The sequence below is a fragment of the Shewanella maritima genome (assembly GCF_004295345.1).
Taxonomy (GTDB): Bacteria; Pseudomonadota; Gammaproteobacteria; order Enterobacterales; family Shewanellaceae; genus Shewanella; species Shewanella maritima.
Map to the genome: position 1 here is coordinate 2239517 of NZ_CP036200.1, position 12688 is coordinate 2252204.

13 protein-coding genes are annotated in these 12688 nt (G+C 46.5%); 2 read left to right on the plus strand and 11 right to left on the minus strand.

Translation table 11 applies throughout. The features are described from left to right. Positions 1-29 precede the first annotated feature (29 nt). The 11 genes from EXU30_RS09525 to gspC all read right to left on the minus strand — a co-directional run bounded on the left by EXU30_RS09525 (position 30) and on the right by gspC (position 10885). A complete protein-coding gene (locus EXU30_RS09525) occupies positions 30-506 on the minus strand; it encodes a type II secretion system protein M (RefSeq protein ID WP_130599505.1) in 477 nt (158 codons plus the stop codon). Then, positions 507-1709, minus strand: a complete 1203-nt coding sequence (gspL, locus tag EXU30_RS09530) for a type II secretion system protein GspL (RefSeq protein ID WP_130599507.1) — start codon at positions 1707-1709, stop codon at positions 507-509. 52 nt (positions 1710-1761) lie between these two features. Continuing rightward, complete coding sequence (gspK, locus tag EXU30_RS09535) at positions 1762-2775, minus strand: type II secretion system minor pseudopilin GspK (protein WP_242620375.1); 1014 nt, start codon at positions 2773-2775, stop codon at positions 1762-1764. Further along, complete coding sequence (gene gspJ / locus EXU30_RS09540; protein ID WP_423213368.1) at positions 2775-3539, minus strand: type II secretion system minor pseudopilin GspJ; 765 nt, start codon at positions 3537-3539, stop codon at positions 2775-2777. Before gspJ ends, gspK begins: the two co-directional genes overlap by 1 nt. Beyond that, a complete protein-coding gene (gene gspI, locus EXU30_RS09545) occupies positions 3517-3912 on the minus strand; it encodes a type II secretion system minor pseudopilin GspI (protein ID WP_130599511.1) in 396 nt (131 codons plus the stop codon). Before gspI ends, gspJ begins: the two co-directional genes overlap by 23 nt. Beyond that, a complete protein-coding gene (gspH, locus tag EXU30_RS09550) occupies positions 3902-4483 on the minus strand; it encodes a type II secretion system minor pseudopilin GspH (protein WP_130599513.1) in 582 nt (193 codons plus the stop codon). Before gspH ends, gspI begins: the two co-directional genes overlap by 11 nt. Then, on the minus strand, positions 4484-4918 hold the full coding sequence (gspG, locus tag EXU30_RS09555; RefSeq protein ID WP_130599515.1) for a type II secretion system major pseudopilin GspG: 435 nt from the start codon (positions 4916-4918) through the stop codon (positions 4484-4486). A gap of 112 nt (positions 4919-5030) precedes the next feature. Further along, on the minus strand, positions 5031-6260 hold the full coding sequence (gene gspF, locus EXU30_RS09560) for a type II secretion system inner membrane protein GspF (RefSeq protein ID WP_130599517.1): 1230 nt from the start codon (positions 6258-6260) through the stop codon (positions 5031-5033). Between the two features lie 3 nt (positions 6261-6263). Beyond that, a complete protein-coding gene (gspE, locus tag EXU30_RS09565; RefSeq protein ID WP_130599519.1) occupies positions 6264-7820 on the minus strand; it encodes a type II secretion system ATPase GspE in 1557 nt (518 codons plus the stop codon). 2 nt (positions 7821-7822) lie between these two features. After that, on the minus strand, positions 7823-9946 hold the full coding sequence (gene gspD / locus EXU30_RS09570; RefSeq protein ID WP_130599521.1) for a type II secretion system secretin GspD: 2124 nt from the start codon (positions 9944-9946) through the stop codon (positions 7823-7825). Positions 9947-9967: 21 nt separating this feature from the next. Further along, a complete protein-coding gene (gene gspC / locus EXU30_RS09575) occupies positions 9968-10885 on the minus strand; it encodes a type II secretion system protein GspC (protein WP_130599523.1) in 918 nt (305 codons plus the stop codon). A 266-nt stretch (positions 10886-11151) separates the two neighbouring features. Here gspC and hslR point away from each other — a divergent pair, with 266 nt between their 5' ends. After that, positions 11152-11553, plus strand: coding sequence for a ribosome-associated heat shock protein Hsp15 (gene hslR / locus EXU30_RS09580; RefSeq protein WP_130599525.1), 402 nt, complete (start codon positions 11152-11154; stop codon positions 11551-11553). 51 nt (positions 11554-11604) lie between these two features. Then, positions 11605-12468, plus strand: coding sequence for an Hsp33 family molecular chaperone HslO (gene hslO / locus EXU30_RS09585; RefSeq protein WP_130603385.1), 864 nt, complete (start codon positions 11605-11607; stop codon positions 12466-12468). The last annotated feature ends 220 nt before the right edge of the window (positions 12469-12688 follow it).

The following is a 12688-nucleotide window of genomic DNA, read 5'->3' on the forward strand; positions in this document are numbered from 1 at the left end:
TACTGTCATTAGCCTTGAATAACCAAGTACTAACGCGACAGCTGAACACGGCGAACTTTAACAAATCCAGCTTGATCTGATTCTGCTAAATCAACGCTATCTAGGGTTAATCCCTTACTTTCAACCAAGTCAAACAAGTAATTCAGCAGTGCTTCAAACGGCACATCATCCATCCACAATTGGATTTTATCGCCCTGAGGCTGCATGCGAGTGATCACTAACTTGTACTTGCCAGCAGTGCTGTTAACGATTGAGCTTAAGCTGCCATTAGCTTTCGGCTTGCCACCAGTTTGCTGCAAACCAGCAATTTTACTGGCGGTTTGCTTCACATGATTAAGGGTGGCATTTGCTGAAGCAAAATTACGCTCAGCTTCCTCTTGCGCATTGGCAATGGGTGTCCAAATGCCCCAGTACAAGATGCCAATGATAGCGAAAACCGCACAAGTTCCCACTAACTGTTGTTCGCGCTGAGCAAGACCACGCCACCAGTTTTGTAAATTTTCCATCTACTTGCTCCTCAGCGTAATCGTACTGGTCACATTGTCTTCATTGTTGTTCATTGCACCGCCTTCCATTTGGAAGTTCTGGCTTACTTGCTCTTTGAACTTATCAATTTGCCCATAACTCTTAGCAGTAATTTGCATCCGTAACTCACCGCGATTGGCATCAAAGCGAATTGAGTCAGGTTTAAGATCTGGCACAGCATTGAACGCAGGCTTTAACTTGTTGAGCATTTCAAAGAACTCAGCGCCGCCACCTTGACCACTTAGTGAACGTAAATGAGTGTCGATTTGCGAGCGCACATTAACAATGCGTTTCACACCCGGAACGGCTTGCTTAAACACTTGCTGAGTTTGCTGACGCACCTGCTCAGTTTGTGTATTTAACTGACTGATGCTGAGCCCTTTATTGACCAGCGCCAGTATCACCACAACCGCAAATACGATTGCGCAGTTGCGCCATAACACCAAATGCTTGCTGTACTCGCGCTTTGGCTTGTACATGTCGGTTAATAGGTTTACCGGCGCAGATAAGATACCTTTAGCTAGCACCAACATCGGCATATCCAGCGGCTGAGGTTCAAGCGCGACATCATCGACAGCCAAATCAGCACTATAGCTCGCCACTCGGATAGCTTCATCATCTTCAGTATGTTCACTAACAAGCTGCGGCATCGCAATTGACGACCAAGCTTTTGGCACGCTAACGCCGCTACCTTCACCGGTGCGAATTAGGTATTCGTTGCCAAAGTCGAGCATTGCCCATTTGCACTGTGCAAGTGGCAATGCCAAACAATCCGGTACAATATTTTTGACCTTTAGCCCAGCATCCATTAACCAAGATAGCCACGACTGCATTTGCTCATGGGCAACGGCAATCACGTTAACGTTTTCGCCATCGCGAGGGCCAACAACCACATGCATATCGTCGATATTACTCGCCAGCGAATCCTCAAGCATAAATGGAATTGCTTTCATCGCCTGACGCTGCCCTTTTTCGGGTAGCGCTACCTGAGTCAGCATCATACTAGCCGCAGGTACAAGGACATCCACCGGGCGGTTGCCGGCGCGCTCAGTTAAGCTGGTCAAGCTTTGGGCATCAGGTAATTCACCCGATGCTATAATTTCTTGTTCTTGCTCTGACCACACCAACCACGAGCATGCTTGTTCGGATGTATTTCCTAAGCGGATAAATAACCTTTCTGACACGCTTTATTCTCCACCAATTACTGGTATTTATTCTTTGTTGCTTGAGCTTTCATTACTGCTGACCACCGTATTGTCTGGTGATCACTTCAAAATTGTTACCGCTACGCTTAAGGACACTGTCCAACTTAAAGATGGCGTTGTCTACCTTAGCGCCTGCGTTTAATAAAAAATAATTGCTATCGACCACAAAACTCGACTTAAGTGCTGCATCGATTTGCACATTGGCAAGTACCGAATTGCTCCAAAAGTCTTGAATCGACTCAAAACCATCACCTGGGCGCTGGTTGATCACACTTTCAGCATCACTTAGGCTGATTTTGCCGTCCATCATGCCTACCATCAGTGCGGCTTGCTCAACCTCAAGGGTGTTAACATTAAGTAGCTGGCGATTATCACCGGGTACGGCGCACACATAAGGCATGAGTACCTGATAGGTTTTCTGTGCGTAACCAATCACAGCACGCAATTCGCTGCGATGCTGCATTAAGGTATTCGCAGCGCGATATGGCACATCACGCGACTCGTATTCAGAGTCTTCAGCGCCATACGGGCTGGCTACCGTATCTTCATCAAGATAATCTTTTAAAGTATGAGTTAAGCGCTCTGCGGCAAACTCATCCATACCTAATGCAACTAGCAAACCCTTATATTGTGTAGCTGCCACAGACAACTGCGGTTGACCATTTTGGTTGCCAGGCGATGGCTGCGACACGGCATTTAGATTAAAACAGGCGCGCATATCACTAATGCTACCTGCTATTTCACCTTGCTCAGCTGGGAACACCACGTCTGTTAATGCCCAATACTGCTGTCTGTGCACTGTGCCATTAGCGTCTTCCATGTCTTGCTTTAGCACTTTCATCGCTAACTGCTCAGCAGAGATGGCATACCAATATGCTTGATCATACTGCGCTAAATTTAGCGTACGGCGCATAGACAGTTGATTACGACCAGAAATATTGGTGGCAATAATCGATACCATGGCAACAATCAAAATCACAAAGATCAAGGCTACGCCACGTTGTTTGCCTAACTGCATTGGTGGTTTGAGGTGCATTCTATTCATCAGCCACCACCAGTATTGTTGTTGCCACCACCCGAGTTATTTCCCGAATTGCCGCCACTACCAGAATTGCCACCCGAGTTACCACCATTGTTGCCCGAGTTACCGCCATTATTGTTGTTATTGTTGCTACCATCTGCTGGCGCGCCAGCAGATAACAAAAAGCGCCGCTCAATAATGCCAAGCCCTTCGACCTCAAGCTGCATAGCAATCGCTTTAGGCATCTCACTACCACTGACGGTGGTTTCCCACTTATCATTGAGATAGAAGGAATATTTCACTTCCAACACATTCTCAATAATGATGCTTTTAAGTGGCTCAGCACCTGCAACAGGCTCAGGGTAAGGATAATACCAACGCTCTAAGCGCCCTTCTTGCACCACGTAAGCCACGCTTTGTAAGCTACCGCGTGGCAACAAACCATCTGGATTAAGCCAACCGAGGCGATAAAATGCCAAGGCTTCGGTTTCCGATTCGAGCATGTTATCGCCATGCTGGAAAAACGACGTTGTTCTATCGCCTGACACCGGTCTTAAGGTGCGCGCTACCATTTGTCCAAGGTCACGCTCGAGCACACCAAAACCTTGTTGTAGCGCTTTTAGTCGCTTGGAAAATGCCGCTGTGGTTTCGTCATTGCTCATAACCGTCTGCAGCACAGAGTTTGCCGCCAAACCCAACATGGCAAAAATGGCAATTGCCACCAGCATTTCCAGCAAGGTAAAGCCTGCTGCGCGCTTTTTACGTTTATGAACTAGGGTCATGCACATAACTACTTACCTGAGCCGCAACCCTTTTGAAGCGCTCATCATCACTAACGGTAATGCGGATCATTCTAAATTTGGCGTCAGTGGTTTTAATTACATCTCTGCGCCAGTACCACTCTTTTCCAGCTAATTCTTCTTGACCTGTTTTCTGGCCGATATCAGGAAAATCCTTGGTGAGTCTGGCATCGACCATTTGGTTACTAGCTACCCATTGCGCCAAAGTGCGCTGCTCTAGAATGGGCATATTGGCCATTTGCTCGCCGAGGCTTTTTACAATGGCAACCGCAGCAATAGAAAACACCGCAAGGGCAACAATCACTTCAAGTAATGTCATGCCTTGTTGCTTTTGGTGTGACAGCAACGAATTAGAAATCATCAAAGCGTCCTAGGGTTAGCCTGCCAAGTGCATCGCCGCTAACCAAGGCATCAAAGTTGTCGCGACTGGTATTACCCACCAGCGAAAACGTTAACTCAAACGGGGTTAACTCACCGCTTGGGAACAACAATATTTGTGGCTCAGGGTTCTTCTTTTTTTCTTCTTCGCTTTTGCCATCAATAAATGGCTCATCAAACCAAGACTCGTCCTCTTCTTCATCGCCTTGCACTAACGGCATACCATCAAGGACCAAGCTTAGCTCGATGTTTTCGTCTAACTGTTTTGACGTGTTCAGCCTATCAAGCACAATCGGCTGCCACTTTTGCTCATGAAAATACACAAACTGATATTCATGATCGTCAATCACGATGCCTACAAAGCTGCCACTAAGTACAGCTTCATCAATGATCATCTCAGTTGCCACCAAAAACTGCTGCGCCTCTTTATCCAATGCTTGCTTAGGGCCAGCATTGTTCATTGTTAAAGTGACTGCAGTCGCAGCAAGTCCCATTAGCAGTGCAACTAATAGGACTTCAAGTAGGGTGAAACCAGATTGACGTTGATGGGTCATTTACTGAAAGTTCTGTAGATTCCAGTTACCGATATCATCTTCAGTGCCTGCTTGCATGTCAGGACCAGCTGAGAAAATGTCGATACGACCGTTTTCACCTGGGCTCATTAGCAAGTAGTCATTGCGCCATGGGTCTTGCGGCAGACGCTTAACATAACCACCGTCGCGGTAATTACGTGGCTCAGGCGACGACGTTGGCTTTTGCACTAGTGCATCTAAGCCTTGCTCTGTAGTTGGGTATACACCATTATCTAGGCGATACATATCTAGTGCATTTTCCAGCGCAACGATGTCTGAAACGGCTTTTTGTTGGTCAGCTTTATCTTTGTTACCCATTAGGTTTGGTACCACCATAGATGCCAAAATACCTAGGATTACGATAACAACCATTACCTCTAACAGGGTAAAACCACGTTGCTTATTGTTCATTTGCATTGACTACTTTCCTCTTTACACTCGTTGGCGCTATCGCCATTACGATTCGGTTTAACTGCCGTTGTTGATGCCACAAGAATTACAGCACTCTATCACCAATCACCACAGTCGCTTAACTAATTAAATTGTTGAGCTCTAAAATTGGCTGCAAAATCGCCATCACGATAAACAGCACCACTGACGCCATACTGACAACCAGCGCTGGCTCAAACACGCCAAGGGCGATATTAACGTTGGACTCAAACTCGCGGTCCTGGTTATCCGCCGCCCGCTCAAGCATGCTCTCTAGCTGACCACTTTTTTCACCGGATGCAATCATATAGAGCATCATGGCAGGGAAAAGTTTCGTTTGCGTTAGCGCCGCACCTAAACTGGTACCTTCGCGCACCCTAGAAGTTGCTACATCCACCGCTGCGCGCACTTTTACGTTTTGCAGTACTTCACTGGCAATACGCATACCGTCAAGCAGGGGCACAGAGCTTGCCGACAAAATGCTAAGTGTACGGGCAAAACGCGCGGTATTAATGCTTCGACTGACCTTGCCAATAACCGGCATTTTTAGCAGTGCTGTATCGTACTTCATCCGCAGATTTGGCTTTTTAAGCAAACGCTGAGTCACCACCACTACAGCCATAATCACGCCTAAAATAATCAGACCGTAATCTTTGACAAAATCTGACGCCAAGATCAAAAACTGTGTGGTGCCCGGCAAGTCTTGCCCCATATGCTCAAACTGACCAACAACCTTAGGCACTACTGCAGCAAGCAACACGGAAATCACGCTGATCGCCACTATCGTCAGTACAATTGGGTAAATCATCGCTTGAGTCAGCTTAGATTTAAGCTGTTGACGGCGCTCGGTGTAATCAGCAAGGCGATTAAGTACCACATCTAAATGTCCCGATTTTTCACCCGATGCCACCATAGCTCGGTATAAGTCGTCAAAAACGTGGGGGAACTCGGCCATGGAATCGGCAAGGCTATAACCTTCGACTACCCGTGAGCGCACTGCCATCACCATACTGCCAAGGCGAGCCTTTTCAGACTGTTGCCCCACAGCTTTTAGCGCTTCCTCAATAGGTAAGCCAGCAGCAACAAGGGTTGAGATTTGGCGCGTGATCAATGCGAGCTCAGCAACCGAAATGCGCTGTTTAAACAGCGAACCTAAACTAAAACCACCTTTTGCCGCTTGCGATTCTTTGTCGTTAACCTGCTGGATCTCTAACGGCATTAAGCCTTGATCGCGCAACTGACTGCGAGCATGGCGTGCAGTGTCAGCTTCAACCACACCTTTAGTTTGCTTGCCTTTTTTATCAAGGGCTTTGTACTCAAACGCTGCCATTGATTATTCCTCGCGGGTTACGCGTAGCACTTCTTCAAGTGTAGTGATGCCATCAAGTACCTTGCTCATACCATCATGACGAATACTCGGCACCATTGTGCGAATGTATTTCTCAATCGCTAATTCACCTTTGCCGCCGTGAATAAGCTCACGCACATTGTCATCAACGGTCAGCAGCTCATGAATACCGGTACGGCCGCGATAGCCGTTATAGCCACACTTCTTACAACCGGTAGCGCGGTAGATTTGACGAGTATCATTGGCTGTAATGCCTAATAGCTCGCGTTCACGCTCATCAGGCTCGTGGGCTTCTTTACAGTCTTCACATAGGGTACGAATAAGACGCTGGGCCAGTACCCCAAGTAAGCTTGATGAAACTAGGAATGGCTCAACACCCATATCTTGCAAACGAGTGATTGCGCCTGATGCGGTGTTGGTATGTAAAGTAGAGATCACCAAGTGACCAGTTAATGATGCTTGCACCGCAATTTGCGCGGTTTCAAGGTCACGGATCTCACCAATCATCACCACGTCAGGGTCTTGACGTAGAATAGCGCGTAGACCGCGAGCAAAGGTCATATCAACCTTGGTATTCACCTGAGTTTGACCAATACCTTCAAGCTCGTACTCGATTGGGTCTTCAACGGTCAGAATGTTGGTGTCTTTAGAGTTAATCTCGGTAAGACCTGCATACAAGGTGGTACTCTTACCCGAACCGGTTGGACCGGTCACCAAAATAATGCCGTGTGGCTTACGAATAAGCTGGTCGAATTGATCGCGGATTGTCGGTGTCATACCTAGCTGTTGTAAGTCTAGGTTGCCGGTGTTTTTATCCAGAAGACGCATCACCACGCGCTCACCGTGGCTTGATGGCATGGTCGATACACGTACGTCTACCGCGCGACCGGCAATACGCAGTGAGATACGGCCATCTTGCGGTACACGTTTTTCGGCGATATCAAGACGCGCCATAACCTTAATACGCGATACCAGCAGCGATGACAGCTTACGGTTAGGTTTCAATACTTCTTTTAGTACGCCATCAACACGGAAACGCACGACCAGTTGTTTCTCGTAGGTTTCAACGTGAATATCCGAGGCTTCTTCTTTAATTGCCTCAGACAGCAGCGCATTGATCAGCTTAATAATTGGCGCGTCGTCATCGCCTTCAAGTAGATCTTCGGTTTGAGGTAGCTCTTCAGCAAGGGTGAACAAGTCCATCTCGTTGCCGAGGTCTTCCATCAATTGCTGCGCTTCAGACGAATTGGCCTGGAATGTCTTAGTTAGCTTTGACTCGAACACACTGCTATCAAGCTTGGTCACTTGCAGATCAGCGCCAGTATAACGGCGCACTTCTAACATGGCCGATAGCGGCGTTTCATCTGTGTAGTACAGATGCAGTTGGTCTTCTTCTTTTGCTAGCACTAAGTGAAAGCGATGAGAAAACGCAAACGGCAGTTGCTCTTTGCTGTCAGAGTGAAAGACTTCATCGCCTTCCACTTCCATCGCTAGCTCACTAGAAACCTGAGCAAGCGCTTCTGCTTCTGTCGCTTCACTCATAATTAGTTACCACTTTCTGTATCTTGAGAGTTGGACTTTTGCTTACTCTCTTCAAGTGCTTTTAATGTCGCGTCTGTTTCGCGCATCTCGGTTTTTAGTCCTTCACCAGACTTATAACCTTCTAATACCCTGTTTACGTCATCAGGTAGGTAAGCTTCTTGGTCCCACTCTTCTAACACAGGCACAGTAGTTTGCGGCATTAGGTTAACGCCACGCTCTTGTTGTTCAAGTTGCAATGCACGGAAATAGTTGTACTTGCGACCTGCTACACCTTCCATGGTAATACCGTCACGAACAATCGTCGGCTTGATAAATACCATTAGGTTGCGCTTTTTCTTACCGCTAGACGATGACTTAAATAAGTGTCCAATGATTGGTAGGTCGCCTAAGAAAGGTACCTTTTGCACACTTTCTTGCACTTCTTCATTAATCAGACCGCCTAGCACAACAATTTGACCTGAGTCGGCCATAACGGTTGTTGTTAAACGACGAGTAGCAAAGGTAACGTCGACGCCGGTTTTACCATTAATGCCTGATACTTCTTGCTCAATAGTGAGTTTAACTGAAGTGCCTTCGTTAATTTGTGGTACAACTTTTAGCTTCACACCCACTTCTTTACGTTCAACGGTTTGGAACGGGTTAGAGTTGCCGTTGCTTGAGTTTTGCGCCCCGGTAAGAATTGGTACTTCATCACCCACGATGAACGATGCTTCTTGGTTATCTAACGTAGTAATCGAAGGTGTTGCTAGTACGTTTGAAGTCGTATCGCTCGACACAGCTTGAATAAGCGCACCAAAGTCGCCCATTGCCACACCCCATGCCATACCGTTCACTTTACCTAACGCAGAGGCAAGCAAAGTGATATCACCGCGTTGCTCTGGGTTTTCAGTACAAGTACCGTCATTACAAACAGTCGAACCGTCCGTTGGCTGAGCTTGCCAAATACCCGCGCCAATCTCACCAATGGTTGGACCTAAGTTGTTAAACTGCGTACCACCACCGGCTTCTGTTGCCCACTGAATACCAAAGCCAACGTCATCCCCTTCAGCTACTTCTACAATAATCGCTTCAACCAATACCTGAGCACGGCGAATATCTAGCTGGTTAATAACACTTTCAATAGTACGTAATTGATCTGGCTCAGCACTTATAACCAAGGCATTGGTGTCGGTGTGCGCCATAATATTAATCTCATTGCGGCGCTTGCTGCCGCCAGATTGCTGACCGCTGTCTTGGTCGTTTTCAAGCTTTTTGGCAAAACCGGTTAGCACTTCAACTAAGTCTTCGGCGTTAGCATAACGTAGGTAACGTACCTTAGTATTGCCGGTATTGGCTTGCTCTGAGTCTAAACGCTTAATCAATTCAACTACACGTGAGCGGCTTTTTTCATCACCACTAACAACCACGGCGTTAATGCGTTCATCTGCAACCACTTTAGGTGCTTGTCCTGGCAACTGAGCTTGCTTGGCATTAGCGCGGTACAAGGTATCAACAATACGCACAATTTCACCAGCTGAGGCATATTGCAGTGAAACCACTTCTACTTCAGTGTCACCTTGCTTGTCGACGCGGCGAACAATCTCAACCAGCTTATTTACGACTTCAGCGCGGCCTGTGATCATTAATACATTTGATGGGTCGTAGTTAACAACGTTACCGCCGCCAGCGTTATCGTTGAGCTGACGTAGTAATGGCGCAAGCTGTTTTGCCTCAGTGTTATATAGCGCAACAATGCGGGTGACCATTTCATCACCTAGACCTGGACGGTCATCATCGGCTACACGGATAGCAGCAGTTTTAGCGTCTTTGTCTTTGATCACCTTGATGACTTGGTTGTCCATCTCAACCACTGCGTAGCCGTAGACTTGCAGCACGTTTAAGAAGAACTGGTAATATTGCTCATCATCTAAAAGGTCATAACTACGGACATTAATTTTGCCACGTACAGTAGGGTCAACAATGATGGTTTTGTTAAGGTTTTTACCAACGATGTTGATAAATTCTTGGATGTCAGTGCCCTTAAAGTTGGCCGCATATTGATCTGACCAAGTTGGTTGCGAAGCAAATAGGGCAGCGCCTGCAATGAGGCCTGCGATGACTTTGCGTCGAATACCTGCGTTATTCATTTATTCTTCCCCTACTGCCAGTTATTGCTCTGGCAAACTAAACATGATTTCGACCAATTGCCCTTCACGTTCAACCATGACTGACATTTCGGTTAACTCCGGCAATTGCGCCATCACTTCTAATCCCTGACTCATATCGGTCAGGTCGTATCCATTTATCGATTTCGCTAAGTCGTTGGCTTTAAAACCGGCCTGTTTAAATAGGTCACGATCTTTACCAGGGTTTAAGCGATATCCTGCAATTTCTTCGCCTTTTCTAACCGGTGAAATTGCAATGTATTCGGTAATTTTGCTTGGATCAGCAAGTAACTCAGCGCGAGACTCAGCAATGGTTTCTGAAATTGCGCTATTGCGCTTATCTAACTTCTGAACCTTTTGCTTGGTCTTAGCTTGTTGCAAAGAATCATTTGCTGCACTGTTGGTAGTGTACTTAAGACCATCAAGCATCAAGGTCTCGTAGCGACCAGCGTTAGAGATAATAATGCGGTCAGCATAGACTTCTTTTAATGAGGCTGAGGTGCCTTTGATTTTATCACCTAGGCTATAGGTTTCTTGGCTGCCGCTAGACTCAATCACAGCTAAACCTTTAGTTTGCGCAGTTGAGGCAACAACACCGGTAAGCTGAATCGAAAGGTTAGTTTTAGGCGCGTCGGTAATCTGCTCTACCTGCTCGACTTTAGGTTGGGCAGCTTCTGCATCGGCATCGCCAAACAAGGACAATTTGTGAACGGCACTCAGGTCAATACTGCCACCGGCTTGATTGCTAGTGACTGGCGTTGGGCTCCAACGAGTATTGTCTTTTGGCACAGGAACCAACTTCCATGTGATTTGCGCGGCTAGCATTAATGCCAGCACCAAACCCAACATAAATAGTAGGTTACTAAGGGGCTTTTGCGGCACAGTTGCGGCTTTAGCGACTAGTTTATCGAGTAAATCCATAAGTTATTTCACCCTATTAGCGCATAGTAAGGGCAAGGTCTCTTTTATTATATTCATTTTTTATTAAGTAATAACTTCTCATGCTAACCCACGCGGCGTTTTGCAACAAGTGCACATCCGCTTGCGGATTGGCGAATATGCGCAAAATATGTTAACTTTGCGCGCCTAAAAACGCTATGCACAGAGGCGAGTTTTGCGATTATACCCAAAAAGTATGACTAGGAAATGACTCAGCTTGTGAACTCATCCCAGTTTCAGGAGATTCTATGAGTAGTAATAGCAAAGATGACAAACTTCAAGTCCGTCTCGATAAATGGTTATGGGCCGCCCGCTTTTATAAAACTCGTTCTATAGCAAAAGACATGATCAATGGCGGAAAAGTTCACTATAACGGTCAAAGAGTCAAATCGAGTAAAAATGCCGAAATTGGCGCGACCTTGCGTTTACGCCAAGGCTATGATGACAAAGAAGTCGTAATCGAAAAATTATCAGAGCAGCGGCAAAAGGCTGCCATCGCTCAAACCCTATATCGCGAAACCGCAGAGAGCGAGAGTAAGCGCGCCTTCAATGCAGAAGCTCGCCGCCTCAACATTCTCAATAATCCGGCACCAGAAAATAAACCGGATAAAAAGCAACGTAGACAAATTATGCGCTTTAAAACCCTTTAACGCGCCTATATGTACATGAAAGATGTGCAGCAGATATGTACGAGAGACATGATGAACAAAGATACATTACACCGTTTTGTTTTTGACAACCTAGATGTGCGCGGTGAAATCGCGCAGCTAGAGCAAAGCTACCAACAAATATTGGCAGCAAATAACTACCCAGTGGTACTGCAGAAAATCCTAGGTGAGCTATTAGTTGCAACCTCACTATTATCTGCCACGATTAAGTTTTCTGGCGATATCAGTGTGCAACTACAAGGTGACGGTCCGGTTTCACTCGCAGTGATCAATGGTAATAGTGATCTTGAGTTACGTGGTGTTGCGCGCTGGAAGGGTGAGCTAGCAGACACGGCTTCGCTCAGCGAACTTTTCGGTAAGGGTTATATGGTGATCACGCTAACCCCAACTGAGGGCGAGCGCTATCAGGGTATCGTCTCGCTTGAGCATGCCGACCTTGCAGCCTGCCTAGAAGAATACTTCAATCAATCTGAGCAGCTACCAACTCAAATCAAGCTATTTGCTGACGGTAAGCAAGCTGCAGGAATGTTGTTACAGGTATTACCGTCTGACAAAGACAATAATGAAGACTTTGAGCACTTAACCACGCTAACCACCACGATTAAGCAGCAAGAACTGTTTGAGCTACCAGCAACTGAAGTGCTGCACCGCCTATACCATGAAGAAGATGTGCGTCTATTTGATGGCGACGACGTTACATTCAAATGTAGTTGTTCTCGCGAGCGTACTTCGGCGGCACTGCGCACACTAGCAAAGACAGAAGTTGACAGCATTATTGCGCAAGACGGTGAAATCGTAATGGGTTGTGAGTACTGCTCAGCAACCTATAAATTCGACGCCATTGATGTCGCTGCAATTTTTGCTGATAGCCCAACAACGGATACTCCTGCACAGTAAACGCTACGCGTAAATAGATCGACCTAAAATGATCTCATTTACAGCAACAGTTACCAAAAAAGGCACCAAAACGGTGCCTTTTTGCTATCCATGCCAATCTAACCTGCTTTATCACGAAAAACTTTCAAAATAATTACCAAACTGTATGCCATCATCTACCTAACATAAGTTACAATTGTACAACCGAGAGCTACAGCACAAAAACGCACGCCAATTAAGA